The 26,722-nt window shown below is 34.9% G+C and carries 18 protein-coding genes; 13 read left to right on the plus strand and 5 right to left on the minus strand.

From position 1 onward, the window contains the following. The first annotated feature begins 160 nt into the window (after positions 1-160). The 8 genes from A8L32_RS06920 (at position 161) to A8L32_RS06955 (ending at position 14,504) form a co-directional block, all read left to right on the plus strand. Positions 161-1,405: an ABC transporter permease gene (locus tag A8L32_RS06920; protein WP_066629438.1), complete on the plus strand. Its 1,245-nt coding sequence runs from the start codon at positions 161-163 to the stop codon at positions 1,403-1,405. 16 nt (positions 1,406-1,421) lie between these two features. Continuing rightward, the gene (locus tag A8L32_RS06925; protein WP_083631214.1) at positions 1,422-2,309 is read left to right on the plus strand and encodes a glucosaminidase domain-containing protein; all 888 of its coding nucleotides are present in this window, start codon (positions 1,422-1,424) and stop codon (positions 2,307-2,309) included. Further along, the gene (locus tag A8L32_RS06930; RefSeq protein ID WP_158027207.1) at positions 2,254-3,333 is read left to right on the plus strand and encodes a polysaccharide deacetylase family protein; all 1,080 of its coding nucleotides are present in this window, start codon (positions 2,254-2,256) and stop codon (positions 3,331-3,333) included. The genes A8L32_RS06925 and A8L32_RS06930 overlap by 56 nt, the downstream gene beginning before the upstream one ends. A 423-nt stretch (positions 3,334-3,756) precedes the next feature. Continuing rightward, positions 3,757-10,161, plus strand: a complete 6,405-nt coding sequence (locus tag A8L32_RS06935) for a T9SS type B sorting domain-containing protein (protein ID WP_066629440.1) — start codon at positions 3,757-3,759, stop codon at positions 10,159-10,161. Positions 10,162-10,208: 47 nt separating this feature from the next. Continuing rightward, the gene (locus A8L32_RS06940; protein ID WP_066629442.1) at positions 10,209-11,219 is read left to right on the plus strand and encodes a PorP/SprF family type IX secretion system membrane protein; all 1,011 of its coding nucleotides are present in this window, start codon (positions 10,209-10,211) and stop codon (positions 11,217-11,219) included. Positions 11,220-11,222: 3 nt separating this feature from the next. Continuing rightward, on the plus strand, positions 11,223-12,155 hold the full coding sequence (locus A8L32_RS06945) for a T9SS type B sorting domain-containing protein (protein WP_083631216.1): 933 nt from the start codon (positions 11,223-11,225) through the stop codon (positions 12,153-12,155). An 8-nt stretch (positions 12,156-12,163) separates the two neighbouring features. Beyond that, entirely contained in the window at positions 12,164-13,150 is a 987-nt protein-coding gene (locus A8L32_RS06950; protein ID WP_066629448.1) for a PorP/SprF family type IX secretion system membrane protein, read from the plus strand. A gap of 94 nt (positions 13,151-13,244) precedes the next feature. Next, entirely contained in the window at positions 13,245-14,504 is a 1,260-nt protein-coding gene (locus tag A8L32_RS06955) for a hypothetical protein (RefSeq protein WP_066629451.1), read from the plus strand. A 153-nt stretch (positions 14,505-14,657) separates the two neighbouring features. On the opposite strand, the gene gap is transcribed toward A8L32_RS06955, so the two are convergent. Together gap and A8L32_RS06965 are read right to left on the minus strand one after the other, a co-directional pair. Then, positions 14,658-15,665, minus strand: a complete 1,008-nt coding sequence (gene gap, locus A8L32_RS06960; RefSeq protein WP_066629453.1) for a type I glyceraldehyde-3-phosphate dehydrogenase — start codon at positions 15,663-15,665, stop codon at positions 14,658-14,660. A 579-nt stretch (positions 15,666-16,244) separates the two neighbouring features. Continuing rightward, positions 16,245-16,907, minus strand: a complete 663-nt coding sequence (locus A8L32_RS06965) for an aspartate kinase (RefSeq protein WP_066629455.1) — start codon at positions 16,905-16,907, stop codon at positions 16,245-16,247. A gap of 234 nt (positions 16,908-17,141) precedes the next feature. Between A8L32_RS06965 and dapA the strand changes: the two genes are divergently transcribed. Then, positions 17,142-18,029, plus strand: a complete 888-nt coding sequence (gene dapA, locus A8L32_RS06970) for a 4-hydroxy-tetrahydrodipicolinate synthase (RefSeq protein WP_066629458.1) — start codon at positions 17,142-17,144, stop codon at positions 18,027-18,029. A 97-nt stretch (positions 18,030-18,126) separates the two neighbouring features. Then, complete coding sequence (locus tag A8L32_RS06975) at positions 18,127-18,873, plus strand: NADPH-dependent oxidoreductase (protein ID WP_198931735.1); 747 nt, start codon at positions 18,127-18,129, stop codon at positions 18,871-18,873. 229 nt (positions 18,874-19,102) lie between these two features. Here A8L32_RS06975 and A8L32_RS06980 read toward each other — a convergent pair whose 3' ends face one another. The 3 genes from A8L32_RS06980 to pheT all read right to left on the minus strand — a co-directional run bounded on the left by A8L32_RS06980 (position 19,103) and on the right by pheT (position 24,191). Next, entirely contained in the window at positions 19,103-20,182 is a 1,080-nt protein-coding gene (locus A8L32_RS06980) for an Ldh family oxidoreductase (RefSeq protein ID WP_066629462.1), read from the minus strand. Positions 20,183-20,240: 58 nt separating this feature from the next. Further along, entirely contained in the window at positions 20,241-21,386 is a 1,146-nt protein-coding gene (locus A8L32_RS06985; protein WP_066629464.1) for a hypothetical protein, read from the minus strand. A gap of 351 nt (positions 21,387-21,737) precedes the next feature. After that, positions 21,738-24,191, minus strand: coding sequence for a phenylalanine--tRNA ligase subunit beta (gene pheT, locus A8L32_RS06990; protein ID WP_066629466.1), 2,454 nt, complete (start codon positions 24,189-24,191; stop codon positions 21,738-21,740). Between the two features lie 305 nt (positions 24,192-24,496). Here pheT and surE point away from each other — a divergent pair, with 305 nt between their 5' ends. Genes surE through lpxB form a run of 3 tightly spaced genes read left to right on the plus strand, consistent with a single transcriptional unit; the run spans position 24,497 to position 26,689 of the window. After that, positions 24,497-25,261, plus strand: coding sequence for a 5'/3'-nucleotidase SurE (gene surE, locus A8L32_RS06995; RefSeq protein ID WP_066629468.1), 765 nt, complete (start codon positions 24,497-24,499; stop codon positions 25,259-25,261). After that, positions 25,251-25,547, plus strand: a complete 297-nt coding sequence (locus tag A8L32_RS07000; RefSeq protein ID WP_066629470.1) for a hypothetical protein — start codon at positions 25,251-25,253, stop codon at positions 25,545-25,547. The genes surE and A8L32_RS07000 overlap by 11 nt, the downstream gene beginning before the upstream one ends. 11 nt (positions 25,548-25,558) lie before the next feature. Beyond that, entirely contained in the window at positions 25,559-26,689 is a 1,131-nt protein-coding gene (lpxB, locus tag A8L32_RS07005; protein WP_066629472.1) for a lipid-A-disaccharide synthase, read from the plus strand. Positions 26,690-26,722: the final 33 nt, after the last annotated feature.

The raw sequence follows: 26,722 nt of genomic DNA on the forward strand, positions 1-26,722 counted from the left end.
CAGCTAATTTGTTATAAAGTTTTAGCAATATATTCTGTTTTGGTCCGAAGTGATTTTATTGAGTAATGAAGTACCGATTAGGTTAACTGAAATGAACCGTTTTTGCGAGCGTGGGTATCCTGTTTAATTTTATATATCTTTATCTTATATTCTTATAACGATGCCAAATAATCTATTTCTTGAAAATATTAAAGTAGCTGCGGGAGCAATTAAGTCCAACAAGCTTCGTACCATCCTCACAATCCTTATAATTACTATTGGTATTACTGCACTCATCGGCATAATAACAGCTGTGCAGTCCATTGAAAGTTCTATTTCTTCAAATTTTACGGGTATGGGAGCAAATACGTTTACCATAGAAAATCGTGGGCAAAATATTCAGATAGGTAAGAAGCGTCATAAAACCAAAAACTTTGGTTTTATATCTTATAAAGAAGCCAATGAATTTAAAGAATCTTTTGATTTTCCTGCAACGGTAACTATTTCGTACCAAGCCTCGGGTAATGCCACGGTTAAGCATGAGTCAGAAAAAACAAATCCTAATGTTGGTGTATTTGGTGTCGACGAAAACTTTATATCAACTGCAGGGCATAAATTATCGGAAGGGCGAGATTTTGTATTGAGTGATATCAAAGATAGTAGACATGTGGCTATATTAGGATCGGCTCTCTACAAAAAGTTATTTCCTAAAAAGCAATCGGGATTAGATAAAGTAGTTTCGCTGGCCTCAGGTAAATATAAAGTAATTGGTGTATTAGATGAAAAAGGGGCAGGCTTTGGCGGTCAAGGGGATAATATTTTATTGTTGCCCGTTAGTAATGTTCGTCAATATTTTAGTAGGCCCAAAATGTCATACAAACTGCAGGTTAAAGCCAACAACCCTACTCAAGTGGAAGCTGCTGTGAGTGAAGCAACGGGACAATTTCGATTGGTACGAAGGTTGAAGGTAACAGACGAAAACAATTTTAATATTGTTAAAAGTGATAATCTATCTAGAATGCTCATTGAGAATTTATCAAGTGTGACTATAATAGCCAATGTGATAGGTTTTATAACTCTATTCGGAGCAGCCATTGGTTTAATGAATATCATGCTTGTAGCTGTAGCGGAAAGAACACGAGAAATTGGCATTAGAAAAGCGACAGGTGCTACACGAAAAGCTATTCGAGATCAGTTTTTATTAGAATCCATTATGATTGGAGTAATTGGTGGAGCATGTGGAGTGATTCTAGGTATTTTAGTGGGGAATATTCTGAGTATTGTACTAAAATCGGGATTCGTAGTGCCGTGGGAATGGATATCTATAAGTATATTTATTTGTTTGGTCGTGGGCTTATTATCAGGTTTAATGCCAGCCATTAAAGCATCTAAACTTGACCCGATTGAATCCTTACGTTATGAATAGTCTATAAACGAAATCTATGCCTATAACTTCCTTAAAAACATTAATGCACTTCCTACAGAAGAAATCGACATTAATAATTGCAATTAGTGTAACAATTGGTGTTGTAATGCTTTTGTTACAGCCCAAAGTCTTGCCTGAGCAAAAGCGGATGTCCATTAAAATTTGTAATAGCGCAAGTGTTGATTCCATTGTATTAATTGATAGCACTATTGTGGTGCCTGTGCTGTATCAGAGAATTCCTGATTTGAAGGACATGCATTATAAAAAGCGGATGGTAAAGTTTATTCATATGATGCTTCCTTCTGTATTAATGGCTAGAGAAAAGATGATTTTGGAACGGCAAAAAGTTCTTGAAGTTGGAGCACTAATGACACAAGGGATTTCTTCGGAAGAAGATTCTTTATACCTGGAGAAATTAAAAGGAATGTACAAAACGGATAATATTGACGAAGTGGTTAAGCGGCTTCATCCGCACCCTGTTTCTATTATTTTGGCGCAAGCGGCTATTGAGAGTGGGTGGGGAACATCGCGTTTTTGCAGAGAAGCAAACAATATATATGGTATTTGGTCGTATAATTCAAAGGAGAAAAGAATCAAAGCTGGAGAGTCACGCAGTGGAACAAATATTTACTTAAGGAAGTATGATTCAATTTTCGATTCAATTTATGACTATCTATTAACCATTTCAAAGGCAAATGCATACAAGCAATTTAGAGAGGCTCGGTTATATTCAGATAATCCCTATCAATTAATTTGGTATTTAAGCAATTATTCAGAAAAGCGTTATGAGTATGTAAGGGCTCTACGGAATGTTATTGAATTTAACGATTTACATTTGTATGATAATTATGTTTTGGCAGAATTCGATAGAAGTGATCCAACCTGGAAAGAACTATTGGATTAGTTTTATTCTATGTTTATTATTTTTTACTTCATGCGCCTCAGCTAAAGAAAAACAAAAGGCACCAAAAGTATTAACTGAGGATTTTTATGCAGTTGGTTTAGTTTATCATCGCTTTAACGATGCAAGATATCCTTCGACTAATACGCCTGATGATAAATTTGAAGCTCACCTAGAGTATTTATTAGACAATGGATTTAAAACATACACAGCATCCAATCTATATTCAAATTCAAACGACTCGGTAAAAAAGATATTTATAACCATTGATGATGGGTTAAAATCCTTTTATACCAATGGATGGTCTTTATTAAAAAAGCATAATTGTCAGGCTACATTATTTGTAAATACAGAGAGTGTAGGATGGGGCGATTATATGAATTGGGAGCAGATTAGAGAAGTGCATAAGGCAGGTATTGAAATAGGGTCGCACTCTCACCAACACAATTACTTTTTAAATTATCCTGATAGTATGCGTGAAAAAGCTTTTAAAGCGGACCTAGAAGTTGCGGAAAAACTGTTCATGGATAGCTTGGGATTTATCCCAAAGGTTTATGCTTATCCTTATGGCGAATTTGATAAACAAATGAGCGATGTCTTAAAGGAAAAAGGTTATGATTTAGCTTTTGCGCAGAATTCTGGTGTATGGAGTAATGAGACTAATTTATTGTGTATTCCTCGTTTTCCTGTCGCAGGGAATTATGTAGGTATGCAACAATTTAAGCTAAAAGTTAATATGAAACCTATGAAAGTATCTGGCTTAAATGACTATCCCATTGAATTAAATGAAGCTGCACTTTTTTCATCTACCTTAAAGCCAGAATCAGGTCACACTTTCCGTTCGCTTAATTTTTTCTTTAATAATAAGTATAACGATAAAGTTGATACTTTTAATGGTGATTCAATTAAGGTAGCGCTTCATATGCCTGCATCTTCACGAAGAGTGCTCTATACGATAACTGCTCAAGACAAAAATAACCAATGGCATTGGTGGAGTAAGTTATTTATCAATACTAATATTCGTTAGTGCTACAAATTAGGTATGATTTAATGCTGTTCGTTCTGTTTGGTAAGTGCGTTTATTTTGGGGATAAATGGCTTTGTTTTATTGATGAGTGTTTTTGTTCTTAGATAATATGCCTTCGTTTTTCGTACTTACGACTAAATTATTCGAAACCTTAGTCTTACTATTCCCGTACATAGTTTCAAAGCAGGTGGGGACCTGAAATTATTGACATAATATTTTAAATACATGTATCTAGCAACAGTTTTATTGTTGCATGCATTGTACCTACACGTATGTTTTAATTTTTTTTCTCACACCAGCAGATGCTAGAACTTTTTTATTGTTAAACCCTATTGTTCCATTTTTTTAATGGATGCATAGTAATTAAATATTCAATATTAATTAAGTGTTGAATATGATAAATTATAACTAAGAGTTAAGAGGATGAAGTATTTATTGATTGTCTTTAGTTTCTTATGTACTATCACTTACGCACAAAAAGGAAATAGTTTTTGGTTTGTTGCGCCAGATGCCATTCATGCACATGGAGATGAACCGCTGTATTTCCGAATCACTACTTTTGATGAAGCAGCCAATACAGACGTAACTATATCAATGCCTGCCAATAGCGGTTTTAGTCCTATCAGTAGATCAATTGGAAGAAATAAATTAGTAACCATTGAGGTACCTAGAAGCCAAGTTGAAAACAGACCTGTAAACTCAGTTAATAATAAAGGAATTTTAATAGAGTCTAGCTCAGACATAACAGTATACTACGAAATTGCCGATGACGGTAATCCTGATAAATTTACCTTAAAAGGGGATAATGGTTTAGGTCAAGAGTTTTATGTACCCTCGCAAAATGCTTATGCTAATTATAGCAGTTACAATGGCGATGCTAATGAAAAGGTGGATATTGTAGCAACCGTCAATAATACGGTGGTTACCATTGTACCAACCGTTAATGTTACAGGGCATAGCGCAGGAGTACCATACGATATCACTTTAAATAGAGGTGAAACTTATTGCGTTGAATATAGAAATATAAGCGCCAGTGCTTCTATGGCAGGCACTTATATTACTTCAAATAATCAAATAGCAGTAACCATATCTGATGATTCAATTAATGAAACGAGCCATCCACATGATATTATTGGAGATCAGCTAATACCAACCTCTATAATTGGTCACGAATATATTGGAGTTAAAACCAACTCGGATACTAATAGTGCTCAAAAGGTATTTGTATTGGCAACGGAGGATGATACATATGTATTTATTAATAATGATAATAGTTTAGTTAGGCATTTAAATAGAGGAGAGCTTACAAGTTTTGATATTATTGATAATGCGATCTATATCAGTGCAACCAAACCTGTTTATGCCTACCAAGTTTCTGGATTAGCTAATGTTAGAGCTCCTAATTATGCCAATGAGCTGGGGTCAGCCTTATTGCCTACTATCGAATGTACAGGATCTTCAAAAGTGGCATTTACACGTGTGTTTATGCGAAGTTTCTGGGTTCAAATTCTTAGTCAAGGTAGGAACTTGAACGATTTTACGATGTTTGATAGTGATAATAATGAGGTAGATTACATCGATCATATTAATTGGGAACTAGTAACAGGTACAGATAATGGAGACCCAGATGATACTTGGTATTCAGCTATAGTTGATATGAATATTTCTACAGGAACTCCGTATACCATTGAAAATTCAAATGGTTTATTTCACTTGAGTGTCTTGGATGAAAATGATCCAACAACATCGGTTGGAAGTGTTAGTTATGGTTATTTCTCATCTTATGGGCGTATGCAAATTGAAGGCCCAACAAATGAGTGTAAAGGAAGGCATATTGAATTGACCACCAGCGTTGAGATGGATAACTATAGATGGTTTTCGGAAAGTACGGGTAATACAGTTCTTTCAAGCGCTAGGACGTTAGATGTAACTAGAACTGACAAGTATTGGGTAACAGCAGATGTATTGCATGGTGGCTGTACTATTACAGATAGTGTTGATGTGGTGTTTAATTTACCTGAAGTTAATTTAGGAAACGACACAACTGTTTGTCCTGGAGAAACATTAGTATTTGACTTACCAACTGGATACCCAAGTTATAATTGGAGTAATTCTGATAATGACAATTCTACTTCTATAAGTGTTGGATCAGGCTTCTCGCAAGAGCTCTCTGTTTCTGTAACTGATGATTTTGGTTGTGTGGGAGATGATACCATTCAAATTAATGCTTATTCTGTACCATCAATTACTTTAAATAAAACAAGTGTTTGTCGAGGAGAGCGAATAATAAATACTTCAAGTTTTGACAAATATCAATGGGAGTTTAATGGAACAATTTTAAATACGGATGAAACAAGAAATTATTTAATTCCAGATCAGTCTGGAGTATATACATTAACTGCATGGACTATAAACGGCTGCGTTCAAACTCAAAATATAAATGTTGTTGTAAATGAATTACCAATATTTCCTATGACAGATCAATGGGCTTGTGATGGAACAACTGCTCGAATTAATGGACCTGTAGGTGTTGGTTATAGTTATCTTTGGAGCACTGGATCTACTTCACCTCATATCGATTTAACTAGCCCAACGTCTTATTCGTTGGAGGTTACTGATGCTAATGGGTGTAAGGCAAGTGGTAATGCTAGTGTTGCATGGAGAACTCCAGAGCCTATTGATTTAGGTAGCGATAAAGAGATTTGTAAAGGAAATACGATTGACATTAATGTTAGTTCTGCACATACTGGTTTTGTTTGGAAGTATAAGAGCAGTGCTACAAGCTCAGAAGTAAATTTAGCTAACCCAACGCCTGCTAATAGATATCAAAAAACGAATGCTGTGCCTTCGGATGCAGGTATTTATATTGTTGAGGCTACAGATATATATGGATGTGAAGTTTCTGATGAAATTAATGTATTTGTTCATGATGTTGATGACCCAGCCTTAAGCTTATCGAAAGCTTACCTATGTGTAGGTGAAGAAATAGAAGTGGAAGCACCAGCAGGATACGATTCGTATGTATGGTATAAGGATGGAGTAATTGAGCCGACTTTTACGAATAGAACAATTAAAGTTAATGATGCTGGAACCTACCGAGTAGAAACCACAGCTAAAATTTGTAATAATGCAGCTGAGGTAATTATTGGTTTACATCAACCACCTACAGTTTCTGTGTCTAATGATTTTGCTGTTTGTGATGGAGAAAACGCTGAAATTAGAGTTACTAACTTTACACCGGGAGAGGCTTCTGCTACATTCCAATATTTAACGTGGAATAGTAATCCGCGTCATGAAACAAGTTTAACTTCTATATTTGAAACAAAAAGTGCAGGTAACTATTTTGTAACTGTTTATGATAATCATGGTTGTTCAGCAACGGATGATGTGGATGTTTCAGTTAATGCGCTTCCAACATTTACCTTAGCTGATGAATGGTTTTGTCCAGGAGGAAGTGCCACAATCAACGGACCGGCAGGTTATACCTATAATTGGAGTGACGGTTCAACAACCCAAAGTATAACCTTATCAAGCATAACCGATTATAGTCTTGAAATAACAGATGGCAACGGTTGTACGGCAACAAGTAGTGCTACTCTTAGAGAGTATATCCCAGAACCAATTGATTTAGGTGATGATACCGAAGAATGTGCTGGTATTGATCTTACCTTAGGAGTGTCAAGCACACACTCTAATTATAGATGGTCCTTTGATGATGGAACAGGAGCTGTAGCATTACCTACAACCAATGCCCAACATACTATTGTTAGTTCTACGGTTGCTAATTCAGGAGACTATATTCTGGAAACAGATGATAGAAATGGTTGTTTAGTTACGGATGATATAAATGTCACCTTTGTAGCAAGTAATCCTCTAACATTAAATGTTAATAAAGAATTATGCGTAGGTGATAATATTATAATCGAAGCTTCAAGTGGTTATGTTTCGTATGAATGGTTCTATGGAACTAGTACTGCGCCAATATCAACTTCAAATTCAATTAGTACTTCCACTGCGGGAACTTATAGGGTGGAAGCTACATCAGGAGGTTGCAAAAAAGAAACAAATATCCATGTTGCCTCTCATGCTCTTCCTTCTGTAACATTGATTAGTGGTTTTGATATTTGTGAAGGAGATACTGCGGAAATATCTTTAACTAATTTTACTCAAGCAGATGCGCCGTTCTCATACTTAACATGGGGTAGTGATCCGACTCGAAGAAGCAGTACTGATGTACTTAAGGTAACTCCTACGGTAAATAGCAATTATTCAGTAACTGTATACGATGATTATGGATGTTCCGCAACAGATGATGTTGATATAGCAGTCAACTCCTTACCAAGTTTTACATTAAGTGATATAACTGCATGTGATAATAGTAGCGAAAGAATTAATGGACCATCTGTTGCAGGGTATTCTTATAATTGGAGTACGGGTTCAACAGATCCTCATATAGATTTATCTTATCCTACCAAGTTTAGTTTGGAGGTTACAGATAATAATGGTTGTAAAGCAGAGGCTGGAGCTGAGTTATTTTGGTACACGCCTTCTACAATTAGTTTGGGAAATGATAAGTCAGATTGTGCAGAAAATAGGGTTGACCTAAATAGTTCTTCTGCTTTTACTAATTATGTTTGGAGTTTTAAGGAAACATCAACAAGTCCTATTAACACACTTGCGTCCACCACTAATACATACTCTATTGTAAATGCTAATATCAATAATTCAGGAATTTATACAGTAGAAGCCTTAGATGCTAACGGCTGTCCTGTTAGTGATGATATCAACATTGTAATAAACGATGTGGATGATCCTACATTAAGTCTTTCAAAAGCAAATTTATGTGTTGGCGAGGAAATTGAGATAAGAGGAACGGGTAGAGGTTATTATACCTACGATTGGTATAGGAATGGAACAAGATTACCAAACGCAGATAATTATATTAAGGTAACGGATCCAGGTACTTATAGGTTAGAAACTTCTTACGAAACATGTTCTAAATCAACACAATTAGTTGTAAATGCTTATGCACCACCATCGGTTAAAATAACTACTGATACTACTATTTGTGATGGAGCTACGTTAAATATTAAGATAGATACCTTTACAAAAGGTGCTGCAGATTTTCAATATTTAACTTGGAATGGTTCCTCTGATTCTAAAACATCCTTGACTTCTACCAATCCAGTAAATTCTGCAGGCAATTATTATGTTACTGTTTTTGATGATAATGGTTGTTCTGCTACGGATGATGTAAATGTAAATATTTATGCTCCAACAATAATTGCTGCAATACCACCAGTAGATGCTTGCGAGAATATTGGAGTTACTATGACAAACCCTGTAGCTGGTGCTTTATCATATGAGTGGTTTAAAGTTGAGGCAACAACAGATGTTGCAGGTCCTGTAGGTAGTAATTGGTTTGTAAACCAGTCAGGTACTTATAGAGTTAATGCTATTGATGCCAATGGCTGCCCATGTGAGGCAGAAGGAGAGGTGAATATTTTACCAGTTCCAACTTTAGAGTTAGGTCCAAATGTTGGTATGTGTAGTGGAACAACGGCAGTATTATCTGCACCACGAGATTACGCCGAGTATATTTGGAATGCAAATCCTCTCTTAAATACTAAAAGTATAAATGTAAATACAACAGGTACTTATACACTTTTGGTTAGGAATGCGGAGGGCTGTGAGGTTCAGGATCAAGTAGATGTGGTGTTGAATCCATCTCCTGTTATTAACCTCCCTAATCAGGAAGGGTGTCCAGGAACGGCTTTCACTTTAGTTGCTCCAGCTGGTTTGTCAAATTATAAGTGGTCAACTGGTGAAACCAGTACAAGTATTCAAGCAGGAGGCGGTAAGTACTGGTTATCAGCTAAAAATTCGCATGGTTGCATTGGAACGGATACTGTTGAGGTGAATTGGTACCCTGTTCCCAACGTTAACTTGGGAGTTGATACACTAATTTGTCCGGTAAATAATTTGGAAATAGATGCAGGTGCTGGTTTTGATGCTTACTTATGGCATACAGGAGCGATAACAAGGAGTATTCAAGCTGAATTACAGGATACAATTAATTTAGTTAGGGTTAGAAATAGTTATGGATGTTTTGGTTTTGATACCAAAACAATACGACAGCTTTATGAGCCGGATGTAGTTATTTGTTCAGATACATCGGTATGTCAACAAGATACTTTTTTAATTGATCCAGGACCTGGGTATATCAGTTACCTATGGAATGATAATACAACAGACCAAAGTAAAGAAATATCAGAGCCAGGTGAATACTGGGTAGAGGTTTCTGATGGCTGTTACATTTTTAGAGATACGGCAAATGTAGTTTATCAAGAACTTCCTTTAATTACTCAATTGGATACATCCATTTACGCCAGAGTAGCCGTATTAGTAGAAGGAGGTACAGCTCCATATAATTATATGATTGATGATTATAGCCAAGGTTCAGATAACGTTTTTACGAACTTAAAAGCAGGAGAGCACTTTATAGAGATTGAAGATTTTAATGGATGTAAAGCAGAGGCTACTGTTTGGTTGAGTGATGAATTTGAAATTGTTGTTCCACCGTTTTTTACACCTAATAGTGATGGAATAAATGATAGGTGGGAAATAGAAGGTATTGATAAATATCCGGACAGTACTATTAAGATATATGATAGGTTTGGTAAGTTGCTTATCAAATACATGGCTTCAGATCCAGGTTGGGATGGTAACTACTGGGGTAACCCTGTTCCTACAGATGATTATTGGTATGTAATTGAAATAACATCAAGGGGTAAAAACCTGAAAGGACATATTACTTTAAAGAGATAGTTGTAGAATTAAGTTGGTATAGAGAATCAGATTTAAAAGGAGAACTAATGAGAAGGCTTGTAGCCATATTTATTATACTTGGGTCAATAGGAATGATACATGCTCAACGGTATTATGTTACTAATTTGTATGTATACGATACCTTTTTAATGAATCCAGCTACAGCTGGTACGGATAAAACATGTCATAGTATTGGTGCAAATTATCAGAACCAATGGATAGGTATGGATAAGGCACCCACAACACAAATGCTTAATTACCAAGGCCCATTAAATAATCACCTAGGTATGGGTAGTTATGTTTATAATGATAGAAATGGTAATGTTAATCAGTTTGGTTTACACCAGTCATTTTCATATGAAGTACTCCTTAAAAAAAGCCGTAGGGAAGTAATAACTTTGTCATTTGGACTAGGATTATCTTATGAACAAGTTAGAATTGATGAAAGTAGCTTAAATACACCTTCTGGAGTTTTAGATCCAACCATAACAGGAGGTGTTGCTTCGGGTTCTGGAATCAATGCCAACTCTGGAGTCCTTTTTAAGTATAATGATTATCAATTAGGGTTTTCTTTAAATAACATGATTGACCACGTAAATCCGTTATATATGAATGATGGTGAGCCTGACTTAGTGATGGATTATCAAGTCTTTGGGTCTTCGATGTTTAAGATTGTAGATAGAGATATTTACTTGGAACCTATGGTGATGTATCGTATTAATGAGAATGAAGACAGTCGTTTAGACATGACTTTAAAAGGAACCTTTCCAACACCAAGTCCTGATTATGCATTGTGGGGAATGGTATCTTACAGAAGGAATATGGATCATCGATTAGGTAAAAGTCTTGGTTTAGGAGCCACAGCGGGTATTAATTACCGTAGACTAAGTTTTGGAGTAGAATACCAGTTAGGTTTGACCGGTGCACAACTCGATTATGGTAGTGCTTATCGCTTAGTAGTCAGATATGCAATTTGTAATAATTTAAGAAATAAAGCTATTCCTTGCTCTGAGAAACGAAAAAACAAGCGAGCACGATATAGTGGTTTAAGTTGGTAAGGAATGAAGCATTGGATTCATATATTAATTTGTCTTTTATTCGTGAGTACTTCTTGTTTCTCACAAGCTTCATCTGCCTATAGTTCCTCTAAAACACAAAGCTTAAGAGCTTATGGCGATTATGCGATAGTCAGCGAAATACATCCTCAAGATATTTTTATTTTAAATAATGATCAAGGTTTGTCAGAAGGAGCGAGTTCTTTACAGATAAGTCAGGCGCCAAGTTTGGGACATGTTGAGGTTATTAATAACGAGTTTATCAGATATACATCTACTGTAGGTTATTTAGGTACGGATGAGCTGGTGTATAAGGTTTGTAATAAGCATGGAGAATGTGATGAGGCAAAGGTTATTATTGAAATAAAAGATTTTAATTTTAAACCTATTGCTGTCGCTGATACAGTGTTTTTGAAACCAAGAGAACTGGCAGAAATTAATGTTTTAGAAAATGATGAGAAATTATATGATAAACCTATCCATACTTCTATTTTAATAGATATTGAGAATGGGTATAGTTCTGTGGATTCTGATGGCTTATTAACTACCACTTTTGATACCAGTTTTAGAGGTGTTGATTCTTGTAAATATATTATTTCAGATAAAGAAGGTGATGCGGCTGAAGCTTGGGTCTTTTTTAAAATTAAGGGAGATGTTAAGGACGATATCCTTATTCCACAAGCCATGTCGCCTAATGGAGATGGTTTAAACGATGAATTTAAAATACCAGATCTTCAAGGAGTACCAATGCAGCTTAGCGTGTTTGACGCTTTGGGTAAAGTCGTTTACCTAGATAATGTCTATCAAAATAATTGGGATGGTATGGGTAATTCAGGAATTTATTCAGGGAAAATATGTGATAATGGTACGTATTATTACATATTAAAAGTTCCTGATTTTGATAAGGAGTTTTCGGGCTTTATTTATATAAATAAATAGTGGTGAGGATGTTGGTAATAAATAAAACATTGAAAATTGAGCTAATTGTTATACTTCTTTGTGCAGTTAGTATTGTTTCGTATGCTCAATTAAATCCATCTTCCTCTCAATATTTACAAACGCAGTACTTTTTAAATCCTGCTTATTCAGGAACTTCCAATACAATGGCGATAAATATGATGGCTCGTAAGCAATGGGCTGGCATAGATGGGGCTCCAACAAATTATCAATTGTCAGTGCATACGCCTATCAATAAAACTATGATGTCTGTAGGTGGTGGTGTTCGATATCAGCAATATGGTATTAATAAGTTATATAATGCAGACCTAAGTTATGCTTATTTGCTAAAAATATCTCCCGTAACTTTTATTTCGCTCGGTATTAATGCGAGCTACTCAAGCTTTAATGTTGGATTCGATCAGTTAAATGTAATTCACGATAATGATCCATTTTTTGCAATAGGAAACGAAGGGGCTTCGAGTTTTAACACCGGGGCAGGGGCTTTCTTATATGGACGTAGTTTCTTTTTGGGTTTTTCAGCTTCTAATTTATTTGGGATTCAAACTGATAATTCTAATGAGAGTATAAATAGCCTGTTGAGCACTAAAAACTACCATGTTGTAACGGGGTATTTATTTCATGTAGGCAGAAGTATTGGCATTAGGCCTACGCTAAAGTTAATGTACCAGACTTCTGAAATCAATGAATTAAGCACAGGACTGCAGTTTCTATATAAGGAGTTGTTTTGGATGGGAGCTGTTTATAATAATAACGGATGGGTTTCAAGTATAATCAACTTTCAAATAAAATCAGATTTAGGGCTAGCCTATGCTTTTGATTTTACAGTTTCAGATAATTCTATTGATAGAAATAATCATGAAATTTCATTATCGTATAATATCAATTCTCTGATTAAGAAAAATAAGAAAAGAGAATTTGGTGTTAGAAAAGGTAAAAAACATAAAGAAGGCATTAAATCTCTGCGTAATTTTTAAGAATCTGTTTAAATTTTATTCTTGGGTATGTTTTTTGATGAATTAAGTTCTAGCTTTAAGATATTTTTAGAACCTAATTTTAAAAACATAATACATGAAAGCCAAAGTAATTGTCCCTGTTTTGTTGTTGATAATATCTGTTTTTGCAGGTAACTGGATTCTTGGAAGTATAGCAAGCAAAAAGTTAGATGAGCGATTAACGAAATTACCAGATCATATAAAAGTTGAGTATTCAGAATTAAAGGTGAATCCGCTTTGGTCTTCTATTACTTTAAAAAAAATCTCCTACACAAATCCTAATTCTGGTTATACTATACAAAGTGAAGTTTTACGGGTTAAAATGAAATATAAAGAGGCACTAGAAATTTTTAAAAATGGAAAGCTAGAGTCTTTATCAAAATTAGATTTAGATTTTGATCACTTTAAACTTTCTAATAATAAAGAGATGTATCTTTTGGGCGAAGATATGATAATAAACTTTGATGGTTATTTATCGCAGAAAGATTTAAAGGCTTTGCAGCATAAGTTCCCTGATGAAAATCAAAACCTCAGTATTAATCTGCAAAATGCAGAGGTATCAAAAGTTCAGCTAGAAGATGGTAGAATGAATGGAGCCTTAAATAAACTAACTACTATTAAAAGTGCTGAATTAAATATGGCTCTTCGTCCTAAAGCAAAAAGGCTTGACTTTGAAAGAATAAATATTGATGCAGGTGATTTAATGTTTGACGCAGATGTTAATATGGATTACCAGGGAGAAGGTATTGAAGGGTTCTCGGCCAAAATGGTTGACTTAAGATATAACACTCAGTTAACAGATGGAGTTGAATGGGGAGAAGAAGGTGAAGCCAAATTTACTTTACAGGAATTTGATTCAAGTTTTGATGGTATTTTAAACTATGATGAGGATGGAGAGCTAAAAGGTGCTCCAGAAAAAGCTAAGTTTTCGCTTAAGCTAAAAGATTTAGGAATGCAATTTGAAGGAAGTGAAAAACAAAAGATGGAAGCTCAGTTATCTATGCTGGGGTTAAAGTCTCAGGATTTATTTGTTACAGAACTCACTATTCAAGCAGATATTAAGGACGGGCGATGTGAGATTAAGAATACAAATTTAAACTTATCTGTATTCGAAGCTAGTTTAGATGCGGCATTAATTCTTGATGAGAATAAAGTTGAAGGCTCAGATATTGAGCAAATGCAAATGAGAATTAGTTCAATTAATCCTAAACTAAATGAGGCAGTAAGTAATTTGGCTAACACCTTTGGTTTTAAAATTCCGCGTGATGGTGACGATATCCTTCTGGAAGTAAGAGGTTCTTTAAGTAAACCCCAGGTAAAAGGCATACACTATTAATATTTCCGATTACTGTGGATTGAAGTTCATTGGAGATTGTTACTCGGGCTTTTTCTTTTGTAGGTATTGAAAAGTTCGGTTAACTAAAAGTATAAAACAAAAAAAAAGGCTCGCCATATTGGCGAGCCTTTCATTTATATTGTGAACTGTAAATTACTTTACAGAATCCATGTACTGAATTAATTCACATACTTTAGCTGAATAACCCATTTCGTTATCATACCATGAAACAACTTTTACGAAGTTGTCAGATAAAGAAATACCAGCTTTAGCATCAAAGATAGAAGTACGAGTATCACCGATAAAATCGTTAGATACAACCATATCCTCAGTATAACCAAGAACACCAGCTAATTCACCTTCTGAAGCTTCTTTCATAGCAGCACAGATAGCCTCGTAAGAAGCACCTTTTTCTAAACGTGCAGTTAAATCAACAACAGATACATCTGGAGTTGGAACACGGAAAGCCATACCAGTTAATTTACCGTTAAGCTCAGGAATTACTTTACCAACAGCTTTAGCAGCACCAGTAGAAGAAGGAATGATGTTTTGACCAGCTCCACGTCCACCTCTCCAATCCTTAGCAGAAGGACCGTCAACAGTTTTTTGTGTAGCAGTAGTAGCGTGAACAGTTGTCATTAAACCTTCAACAATACCAAACTTATCGTTTAATACTTTTGCGATAGGAGCAAGACAGTTAGTAGTACAAGAAGCGTTAGAAACAAAGTTCATATCGTTTGTGTACTTGCTGTTGTTTACACCCATAACGAACATTGGAGTATCGTCTTTAGAAGGAGCAGACATAACAACTTTTTTAGCACCAGCGTCTATGTGACCTTGAGCAGATTCTTTAGTTAAGAATAATCCAGTAGACTCAACTACGTACTCAGCTTCAACACCACCCCAGTTAATGTCAGCAGGGTTTCTTTCAGCTGTAACACGGATTTCAGAACCGTTTACGATAAGCTTACCATCTTTTACTTCAACAGTACCATCAAAGATACCATGAGTAGAATCATACTTTAACATGTAAGCCATGTAGTCAACGTCAATAAGGTCGTTGATAGCTACAACTTCAATAGTTCCTTTGGCAACAGCCTGACGAAATACGAAACGACCGATACGGCCAAATCCGTTAATACCAATTTTGATTTTTGACATTTTATAGGTTTTTTAGAAATAAAATTTACAACTCCATTAAAAATGAGGTACAAAAGTATAAAATCATTAACAATTGGTCAAACAAACTGATGATGTTTTTCTAAATAGAATATTAAAAAATGTGAAAGAGGGGCAAAAGCTGTTTTAAAGCATAATAAAGCGCTTAATAGGGTACAAAAAAAGGAGCATTTCATTTGAAATGCTCCTTTTTGGCTAAATAAATTTTAGCTTATGCGTTTGCAGTGTTCTTTTCTACCTCAACTTTGCTGTATGCCGGACAATCTTGTGTGCTTTTACAAGAGCTTAATCCAAATGCAACAAATAACACAACGGCTGCTAAATAAATAAAGGCTTTTTTCATGACTATAAGATTACAATATATATTAATGATAGTTTTTTGAATTTCTTTACGGTTCTTGATTTAGTAACGAATTACTTAATCTTTAGTTACAAAATTCTCTCTTTTTGTGATAAAAGCTAATAAATAACTGATTAAAAATGTAAGCTAAATCTTTTTCATCGAGATAAAAATAAAACTATTAAATCAATTGTAAAACAAAAACGTTACAATGATTCTATTTATTTCTTTGTTCTTAATTTTTTTAGTGCCGAAAATGCTCTGTCAACATCTTCATCGTTTATTAATACGGTAAATTCATTGGATGTGGATATTACTTCTGTAATATTAATACCTTCCCAGGCGATGGCCTTTAATATATAATAATAAAAGCCAGGAACCTGGGTATTGCTTTCATGAAGCTTTAGTGTAATAGCACTTAGGTTTTCCATTTTTAAATGAAGTTCTTCATTTTTAAAATGCTCTTCAATTAAATTGGCATGAATACTACTGATTACTAAATTAGATTCATGTACACCACGCACCAGTGTATAAAAGGTATCTTGATAATGGGCTAAAGATTCAAAAACTTTGGTGTGACACTTTATCAATGTATTAGAATTCTTGTAGCTATAGTCTGTCAAATCTGATCTTACAATAATATCTCCTAACATGGTAATCATCTTATCAATACCTCTGTTCAAATGAAAGTCGATTTGAGGGCTCAGTCTGTTAAGAGCCATGACAATTGCACCTTGCTTGGCATCCTTCATGATGATTTTATCTATTTCAGGCTTAATTTTTCGAGCTAAAGCAGATACATTGATTAAACCCTCAGCCAATGCTTCGGTTAGAAACGGCTGTTCTTTAATGATGGACTCTATGGCTTGTGGTATAGTAATCATGTCTATAATTTGTTCAAACTTACAAAATGTTAAAATATTAACAAACTGTTATAAATTAGTTTTTTTTGCAGTTTTTATTTCAGTGTTTCATCGTTCGATATATATTTGTATGCTTAAAAGTTATATTCGTTAAGTTTTATAAAGGGACAAATAAAAGTTTAAGGTGTTAATCATCACTTAATTTTGTAGCTTTAAAAGCTCAAGTTTATCAAACAAATATCATTAAATATTATCATGGCATTTACATTAAAAGGATCAATCGTTGCAATAGTTACACCATTTTTAGAATCAGGGGAAATTGATTGGAATTCGTTTGATAAATTAATCGATTTTCATCTTGAAAATAAAACTGATGGTATTGTAGTTTGTGGTACAACTGGCGAAACTCCTACTTTGTCTAACGAAGAAGATGAGGCTTTAGTAGCTAGAGCGGTTGAAAGAATTGCAGGAAAAATTACTGTAATTGCAGGAAGTGGAAGTAATTGCACACAAACAGCTATTGAAAAAACAAAGAAAGCCAAAGAGCTTGGTGCTGATGCTGCTTTAGTGGTTGTTCCTTACTATAATAAACCTACGCAAAAAGGTATTTATGGACATTTTAAGGCAGTAGCGGAAGCAGTGGATATTCCTATAGTATTATATAATGTGCCTTCTAGAACGGGTGCTGGCTTAACTCCTGAAACGGTTATTAGATTAGCTAAAGACTTTGAAAATATTGTAGCTGTAAAAGAGGCTGCAGGTATTTTGTCTTATTTTACCGAAATTATTGCGGATGCTCCAGAAGGATTTTTGGTGTATAGTGGAGATGATTTTTTATCGGCTTCAGCTAACTTATTAGGTGCAGATGGATGTATTTCTGTTATTGCAAATATTATTCCTGAAGATTTTCATTTGTTAATGAAATATTCTTTAGCAGGAGATGCCAAAGCAACACGTGAGCTATTTTATAAGTATCAAAGAATAATGGACTTGTGTTTTGTAGAGTCTAACCCAATACCTGTTAAAACTGCTTTGGCTGAGATGGGTTTAATTAAAGAAGAATTCAGGCAGCCATTGTGTACTATGGTTGATGACAATAAAAAAATGTTACTGGACGAAATGAAAAACTTAAAACTAATTTAAGGATTAGTTATATTTTATTACTGATTATAGGGAAAGGTCTTTCGGTAACGAAGGGCCTTTTTGTTTTATATTTGTAATCTATTAAAATTTAAGCACTATGATGAATACGTTATTGAATCATAAAACAATTAGAAAATATACTTCTAAAGCTGTGGAAACTAACTTGCTAAATGAAATTCTTGAAGCTGGCACAAGAGCATCAACTACAGGAAATATGCAAGTGTATAGCATTGTTGTTTCTCAGGATGAAGAAGCGAAAAGTAAATTAGCACCTTGTCACTTTAACCAACCCATGGTAAGGCAGGCTCCTGTGGTTTTAACTTTTTGTGCAGATTATAACCGATTTAATCGTTGGTGCAAATTAAGTAAGGCAGAACCTGGTTATGATAACTTTTTGTCTTTTGTTACGGGAGCTATTGATGCTATACTTGCGGCTCAAAACGTTTGTGTTGCTGCGGAAAGCAAAGGATTAGGAATTTGTTATTTAGGTACTGTTATTTATACAGCTGACAAAATTATTGATGTGCTTAATTTACCTAACGGGGTTGTGCCTGTGGCTACGGTTACATTAGGTTATCCTGATGAAAGCCCAGCCTTAACTGACCGATTACCCTTAGAGGCAGTAGTACATTATGAAAGCTATAAGGATTATTCAGATGAAGATATTTCTAGCTTATATTCGGAAAAAGAAAGCTTAGAAAGTAATATTCAGTTTGTAAAAGAAAATGAAAAAGAATCCTTAGCTCAGGTGTTTACAGATGTAAGGTATAAAAAGCAGGATAATGTGACCTTTAGTAAAGTATTATTGGAGGTACTTAAAAAACAGGGTTTTATGAATCAATAGGTGAAGTTTATATGTAAGGGGCATAATATTTAGGTTCTTGATTAATAGAACTTTATTAAGGTGTTGTAGAATTGTTAAATATTACGTAACTTGCTAACAGATATCGTATTGATGATAAAAGTATAAAATAAAACGATTCATTTGTTATGTTGTGTGTTTGCAAATGAATTTTGTGTGTTGTGTTAGTTGAGAATGAAAAGGCCTTTATTTCCCCAAAATAAGGCCTTTTTCATTCCATTTTTTTAAACTTTATCTGAAAATAATTTGCTAATTTTTCTAAATCCTCAATAACTTGAGGTAGTAAATTTATTCCGTGTTTCAATCTTTCTTTGCTTAATTTCCTTTCAGGATCTCCAGGAACAAGTACTTGATTAAACGCTGCTGTAGGTTCGGCATTTCGAAAAGTAGTAATCCAATTATCCATATGTTGTTTAAATTCATCCGCAGGTCTAAATGCATCCACACGCATGGCTCCTAAAAAATGACCTATGCCATCACCAACAGGGTTATCAAGCATTGGTACATAAGGAACAAAAGGAGGCACCCAAGGGCCGTAGTTGGCTCCGGGTAATACTGCTGAAAGAATATCCACTAAACCACCTAAGCAATATCCCTTGTGGCTACCATGTTCTCTGTCACTGCCCAAGGGAAGCATAGCGCCGCCGTTTTTAAGAACTGAAGCATCTGAGGATGGATTTCCTTCATTATCTTGAGCCCATCCATTGGGTATATCTTCTCCCTTTCGTTGTTTAACTTCAAGCTTACCGTTGGCTACAGGAGTCGTAGCCATATCTATAACCAATGGAGGTTCTTTATCTGCAGGAATGGCTACAGATATTGGATTGGTGCCGAGTAGTTTGCTTTTTGAAAATGTTGGTGCTACCAAAGGGCTAGCATTGGTCATTGACCATCCAATCATATCCTCATCTAGTGCTAGCATCGAGTGATATCCAGCAATGCCGTAGTGGTTTGAGTTTTTAACTGCAACCCATCCTGTGCCCACTAGTTTCGCTTTTTCAATGGCTATTTGCATGGCTTTAGGTGCAACAACAAGTCCAGCTCCTAAATCACCATCTAAAACTGCTGTGCTAGGTGTTTCGTGTACTATCTTTATATCTGGTTGAGCGTTTAATCGACCTTGCTTCCATAGTCTAACATAACCCGAAAGACGAGCTACTCCATGCGAATCAACACCTCTTAAATCAGCGGATAATAATACATCAGCCGCCAAGTTAGCATGCTCCAATGAGCTGCCCATCTTAATGAAGATTTTACGTGTAAATGATTTTAGATACTCAACTGTATACATTCTTTGGTTTTAGATAATACAGGGAGCAAATATAGGTAAAGATGTTGGCTGTTAATTTCTAATCAAAATGAATTTTTGAGATAAAGAAACTAGGCGTAAACATTAAGCTGATGCCGTAAGAGTAATCAAACTGAGAATTGAGTACATCGTAATATGATTCAAAAGTGGTACTGAATTTAACTTGTTTTAGAAAAGTGCGTGTAAAGCTGAGTTTTGTATTAAAAAGCTGTCTTTCTTTTTGGTAAAAACCTTCTTTATGGCTAGAGGTTGATTGAAATAAGTTGCTTCCTTTGGGCGCAATAAAATTTTTGGCTTTCCAGTAACCCATCATAAACTCGCCATACTTATAAGATACGTTTACAGTAGGGTAGATAGCACTACCTGAGTGAAAATCCCAACCTGATGCTTGCGTTAAATCCTTGTAATAGGCAAGGTATGCTGATGCCCCAATTTTTTGAATAAAGCCATTGCCTAACTTCTGCTCAACTTTAACTCCTGTAACTATATTTGCAAGTGATTGCATTTCTTCTGAGTAGTCACTTATTTGTCCGCCAACATGAGTTCCAATAAACTGGAATGGTGTACTTACTTTAAAGTCAGACAGTGATGACGTAAATGTGTATTCGCTGCTTATTCCTGCTGTGAATATCTCTGGTTTATCATCTCCTAGGAAGATAAACTGTTCCCAATCCACCCATGTGTCCACCCAAAGTTTATCATTGTTGTATAAAAACTGAAATCCATTTTCTATGGGACGAGTGTATTGATGTTCTGAGTTAAAAATCGGTTCGATTAATTTATGATGAACATCCCCTTGCAGACCGCCCATAACTAGGTCAAGGTTGTCGGTTAGTTTGGCATGTACCGAGAATACAGGAAGTACTTCTGTAAACTGAGAAACACCACTAAATTGTAATAAATGTACGCCTGCTTTTAACCTTAGTCTGGAGCCTGCGTAATACATAAAGGAAGGTTGTAATGCATATCCCATCATTGTGTAGCCTTGTGTGTAGCTACCGAAGTATTCATTGTTTTTTAAAAAGTTGTTATTTTCTAAGCGAAAGTATAAATTGTCCTTAGCTTCGTTATTAAACTCTGGATAATAATATCTCCAAACCTCATTGACTTGCCCCATTAAGCTTGTCGATAACAAAATAAAAACCAATGCAGTAATTGCCCTACCTATCTCTTTCCTTAACCCCATTCTTTCAAACCAAATATAATTCCCAAATAATCCTTCGTCATATAATACTATGCGTTTGTCAAAAAAGTTATATATTTTTTACATTGGATTGATGTTTGAAAATCATTACAAGTAAATGATTGCTCAAATGTCAATATATACCTGCCTTGCAGAAATATTCGAATATTATTTAAAATTTGTTTAAATAATAATTCAATAATATATTGATAAATCGGTAGGAAATTTTTGTGTTAAGTAATTGGGAATAATCGTCTAATAGGTTTGTGTATTCGATTGTTTTTGGAGATATGAGACAAAAAAAAGCCCCCAAGGAAACTCCTTGAGGACTCATTTTATTTGATGCCTTTATGTTTATCTTAATTGAGCATTCACTTCCTTTTCGAAGTTACGAATCATATTACTCATGATTTTGTCAATTTGCTTGTCTGTAAGCGTTTTATTTTCGTCTTGTAAGATGAAATTAACAGCGTACGATTTTTTATCAGCGCCTAGTTTTTCACCTTCGTAAATATCAAATAGAGAAACGCTTTTTAATAGTTTCTTTTCTGTTTTTTGAGCGATAGCTTTTATCTGACCATAAGTAACTGACTTATCTACCAATAATGCTAAATCGCGACTTACCTCAGGGAATTTAGAGATTTCTTTATAAATTAAGGTTTGACGACCAGCTATTTTAAGTAGGTTATCCCAATTAAACTCAGCAAAGTAAACTGTTTCTTTTAAACCGAAGTTTTTACCTAATTCAGGATTAACGATACCATAATCCACTAAGTGAATTTTATTTTTAGTAGAAACGCTAACCCCTTCAATGAAAATATCATTTTCAACTTCATTCTCGGCCAACATGCTTTCTGGTAGGTTTAAACGAGAAATTATTTGACCTACAACTGCTCTCATATCAGCAAATGAAACTTCTCTGGCTTGTGCATTCCAATTAGAACCTATCATATTACCAGATAAGAAAACGCCTAAATGATGTTCTTCGTTATATTTATCTAACGAGCCTTTTTCTCCTTCAGGATTTAAATAATAGCAATTTCCGAATTCAAAAAGTTTTAAATCACCATTTTTACGGTTTACGTTATGAACGATAGATTCTAAACCACCCATTATAAGAGTCTGACGCATTCCGCCTAAGTCATTACTTAGTGGATTAAACAAAGCCACCACATTCTTTTCTGGATATTTTTCCAGTTTTTCGTAGAATGAAGGTTTTGTTAAAGAATTGTTCATAATCTCGTTAAAACCTTGCGCTGTCAGTTGATTGGCTATAATGTTTTTAACCTTGTGGTCATCGGGCTTATCGGAATAAACTAATGTTGAATGAACCTCTGCAGGTATTTCAATATTATTATAACCGTATATTCTTAAAATATCTTCAATAACATCAACTTCGCGTTGTACATCTACTCTGTATGGAGGAATAGATAATAGCATTCCTTTATCATCCTCTTTTAGGATGTCCATTTCAAGTGAAGTAACGATAGTTTTAATGGTTTCTTGCGAAAGCTCTTTACCAATTAAACGGTTGATGTTTCTCCAGGTAACTACTACCTCAAAGTTTTTAATTGGCTCAGGATAGATATCAGTAATGTCAGAAGAAATTGTTCCTCCTGCTACTTCCTGAATTAAAAGAGCCGCTCTTTTAAGTGCAAAAACCGTAATGTTTGGGTCAATACCTCTCTCGAAACGGAAAGAAGCATCTGTGCTTAAAGTATGTCTTTTAGCAGTTTTACGAACAGAAACGGGGTTAAAGTACGCACTTTCTAAAAATATTTTTGTAGTATTTTCTTTTACACCACTTTTAATTCCTCCAAAAACACCAGCAATGCACATGCCTTCTTCTGCATTACAAATCATTAGGTCTTTATCCGAAAGCTCGCGTTCAACTTCATCTAAGGTGGTAAACTTGCTTTTGTCGGCTAGTGTTTTTACAATTACCTTGTTGCCTTTAATTTCGTCTCCATCAAAAGCATGTAATGGCTGACCTAATTCGTGTAGAACAAAATTAGTAACGTCAACAATATTGTTAATCGGCGCTAAGCCAATAGCTGTTAATTTATTTCTTAACCAATCTGGCGAATCTTTTACTTCAACACCAGAAATAGTTAGTCCTGCATATCTAGGACAAGCCTCTGTGTTTTCAACGGCAACATCAACTTTAAAATCGTTGTTATCAACTTTAAAATCCTCTACCGAAGGAAGCTTAAGTTCGGCTTCATCTCCGTTTGATTTTAGATAAGCGGCTAAATCGCGCGCAACACCATAATGAGAGGAACCATCCACGCGGTTAGGCGTTAAGTCAATCTCAATTAAAATATCTGTTTCAACATTAAAATAATCTTTGGCTAATGTTCCAGCTTCAACATCTGCAGGAAGAACCATAATACCATCATGACTGCTACCTACACCTATTTCGTCTTCAGCGCAAATCATTCCTAAAGAAGCTTCGCCTCTAATCTTACCTTTTTTAATGGTAAAACTTTCATCACCACTATATAAAACCGTTCCTACAGTTGCAACTACCACTTTTTGGCCAGCAGCTACATTGGGTGCACCACATACAATAGATAAAGCTTCTTCACCACCAATATTAACGGTAGTTTTACTTAATTTATCTGCATTGGGGTGCTTTTCGCAAGTTAATACTTCACCAACTACTAAACCTTCCAAACCACCTTTGATAGATTGAACTTCTTCAATTCCGCCTACCTCAAGACCAATGTCTGTAAGAATTTTTGAAACCTTATCGGTTTCAATATCAACGTTTAAATAATTCTTTAACCAGTTGTATGATATTTGCATTTGTAATGATTTTTATATTCTGTTGAAACGAAGAGCAAGTTCTATCTTACCTAAAGTAATTAGGATTTTGCTATTCAAGGGGACAAAAGTAATTATTTTGAGGTCTATTTACCAATAACATGATTGAAATATGTATGATAATTAAAGTAAGAAATAATAAAGTGCTTAAATAAATGATGCCGAATGAGAAAGTCGTCCTAATTTTAACAATAAAATTAAAATGCTGCGATTAAAGACGACGCACTACTTTATATATAAGTGTATGTATTGTATATTTGAATGCTCATAATAAAAACACAACAATCGTGACTAACAAACCATTGATTTTAATTACCAACGACGACGGAATTTATGCTAAAGGAATAGCCTGTTTGGTAGAAGCTATGAAGGAGTTTGGAAATATAGTGGTCGTTTCTGCTCATGAATCTTTTTCGGGCATGTCGCATGCTATAACCGTAAAAGATCCGTTATATATTAAAGATAAAGGTAGTACTGATAGGGTACAGTATTTTGTAACCAACGGTACGCCTGTAGATTGCGTTAAGCTGTCGCTTCATACTATTTTAGATAGGCAACCAGATTATATTGTTTCGGGAATTAACCATGGTTCTAATAGTTCTACTAGTGTCCATTATTCTGGTACGATGGGCGCAGCTCGCGAGGGATGTTTAAATGGAATACCTTCGGTTGGTTTTTCTTTGTTGAGTTATGACTCGGATGCTGATTTTACGAGCAGTAAAAAAGTGGTGAAAGCTGTTTTTAAGGATGTATTAAAAAATGGCATTAGCAAAGGGACTTATCTAAACGTAAATATTCCTGATGGAGATGATATAAAAGGTATTAAATATTGCCGACAAGGAGAAGGTAAGTGGATAGAAGAGTTTGCCGAACGTGTAGATCCCAGAGGGAGAAAGTATTACTGGCTTACAGGTCATTTTAAAAATATGGAGCCTGAAGCTGCGGATACAGATGAGTATTATTTAGAAAAAAAATATGCAACGGTGGTGCCGTGTATAACTGATGCCACTGATTATATATCTTTAAAAGAAAATAAAAACTATGAATTGTAAATGCAATAAGCTATATATTGGTTTGTTAATTGGTTTAATATTACCACTTATTACAACCTATCTTATTTTCTATTTTAGGTTTGGAGATACGCTAACCCTCATGGAATTTGTAAATGGTATGATTCAAATTCAAGGGTTTACTAAACTTTTGAGCATTAGTGTTATCCCTAATTTGTTATTTTTCTTGATGGCCATAAAAATGGAGCGATTATTGGCCGCTCGCGGAATTGTTACTGCAACACTGCTTTACGCCATTGTGGTTATTATATTACGATTTACTATTTAAAGCATTAAACATTGAAATACTATATTATTGCAGGTGAGCCTTCGGGCGATTTGCATGCATCCAACCTAATGAAATCGCTAAAGGAAGAAGACGCAAACTGCGAATTCAGATTTTGGGGAGGAGATCTAATGAAAGCAGTGGGGGGCGATTTAGTTCGACATTATTCTGAAACGGCTTTTATGGGAATTAAAGAGGTGGTGGCTAACCTAGGCAAAATAAAAGCGAACTTTAAACTGTGCAAAAGCGACTTGTTATATTACAAGCCAGATGTATTAATTTTGGTGGATTATCCAGGTTTTAATTTGCGAATGGCAGAATTTGCTAAAAAGAATGGCATTAAAGTATTCTATTATATTTCGCCTAAAATTTGGGCGTGGAATACGGGTAGAGTTAAAAAAATTAAAGCTTATGTAGATAAGATGTTTACCATCCTGCCTTTTGAAAATAAGTTTTATCAAGAATACGGTGTGTCTATTGATTATGTGGGTAATCCTGTGTTGGATGCCATTGATAACCGAAATAATAAAAACGAAGATATAACTGTTTTTAAAGAAAGAAATAAATTGGATAACAGACCAATTGTTGCTTTGCTAGCCGGGTCTCGTGGTCAGGAGTTAAACTATGTTTTGCCAGAAATGCTAAAGATGGTGGATGAATTTCCGGGTTATCAGTTTATCATTGCTGGAGCTCCTTCATTCACGGAAGCCAGTTATCAACCTTTTGTAGAAGGTAAGGATATTAAGATCATTTTTAATCAGACCTACGAATTACTTCAACAAGCGCAAGGAGCCTTGGTTACCTCAGGAACTGCTACACTTGAAACAGCGTTGTTGGATTGCCCACAGATTGTCTGTTATAAGATGTGGGGAGGCAAGCCTTTTTATCGATTCTTACAAAAGTTTGTTCTTAAAGTAAAGCATATTTCTTTAGTCAATTTAATATTGGGTAAAGAAGGGGTTAAAGAAGTGGTTCAGGATCAATTGTATTTTGATGTTTTAAAAGCAGAATTAAACAACTTACTGACCAATCAGGATTACAGAATAAACATATTTAATAATTATAACGAGTTGCATAAAATCATGGGAGAGCCAGGTACGAGTGCACGTGCAGCTAAATTAATGGTTGAAGCATTATTGAATTAAAAGATAACAACTGCAGTATGCAGTGTGCAGTTA

The organism is Labilibacter marinus (assembly GCF_001659685.2).
Taxonomy (GTDB): Bacteria; Bacteroidota; Bacteroidia; order Bacteroidales; family Marinilabiliaceae; genus Saccharicrinis; species Saccharicrinis marinus.

What these genes read in the sequence shown, in the direction of transcription:
- A8L32_RS06920 (WP_066629438.1), top strand. Translation starts at nt 161, where the DNA reads ATGCCAAATAATCTATTTCTTGAAAATATTAAAGTAGCTGCGGGAGCA.
- A8L32_RS06925 (WP_083631214.1), top strand. Translation starts at nt 1,422, where the DNA reads ATGCCTATAACTTCCTTAAAAACATTAATGCACTTCCTACAGAAGAAA.
- A8L32_RS06930 (WP_158027207.1), top strand. Translation starts at nt 2,254, where the DNA reads ATGTTTTGGCAGAATTCGATAGAAGTGATCCAACCTGGAAAGAACTAT.
- A8L32_RS06935 (WP_066629440.1), top strand. Translation starts at nt 3,757, where the DNA reads ATGAAGTATTTATTGATTGTCTTTAGTTTCTTATGTACTATCACTTAC.
- A8L32_RS06940 (WP_066629442.1), top strand. Translation starts at nt 10,209, where the DNA reads ATGAGAAGGCTTGTAGCCATATTTATTATACTTGGGTCAATAGGAATG.
- A8L32_RS06945 (WP_083631216.1), top strand. Translation starts at nt 11,223, where the DNA reads ATGAAGCATTGGATTCATATATTAATTTGTCTTTTATTCGTGAGTACT.
- A8L32_RS06950 (WP_066629448.1), top strand. Translation starts at nt 12,164, where the DNA reads ATGTTGGTAATAAATAAAACATTGAAAATTGAGCTAATTGTTATACTT.
- A8L32_RS06955 (WP_066629451.1), top strand. Translation starts at nt 13,245, where the DNA reads ATGAAAGCCAAAGTAATTGTCCCTGTTTTGTTGTTGATAATATCTGTT.
- gap (WP_066629453.1), bottom strand. Translation starts at nt 15,665, where the DNA reads ATGTCAAAAATCAAAATTGGTATTAACGGATTTGGCCGTATCGGTCGT.
- A8L32_RS06965 (WP_066629455.1), bottom strand. Translation starts at nt 16,907, where the DNA reads ATGATTACTATACCACAAGCCATAGAGTCCATCATTAAAGAACAGCCG.
- dapA (WP_066629458.1), top strand. Translation starts at nt 17,142, where the DNA reads ATGGCATTTACATTAAAAGGATCAATCGTTGCAATAGTTACACCATTT.
- A8L32_RS06975 (WP_198931735.1), top strand. Translation starts at nt 18,127, where the DNA reads ATGATGAATACGTTATTGAATCATAAAACAATTAGAAAATATACTTCT.
- A8L32_RS06980 (WP_066629462.1), bottom strand. Translation starts at nt 20,182, where the DNA reads ATGTATACAGTTGAGTATCTAAAATCATTTACACGTAAAATCTTCATT.
- A8L32_RS06985 (WP_066629464.1), bottom strand. Translation starts at nt 21,386, where the DNA reads ATGGGGTTAAGGAAAGAGATAGGTAGGGCAATTACTGCATTGGTTTTT.
- pheT (WP_066629466.1), bottom strand. Translation starts at nt 24,191, where the DNA reads ATGCAAATATCATACAACTGGTTAAAGAATTATTTAAACGTTGATATT.
- A8L32_RS07000 (WP_066629470.1), top strand. Translation starts at nt 25,251, where the DNA reads ATGAATTGTAAATGCAATAAGCTATATATTGGTTTGTTAATTGGTTTA.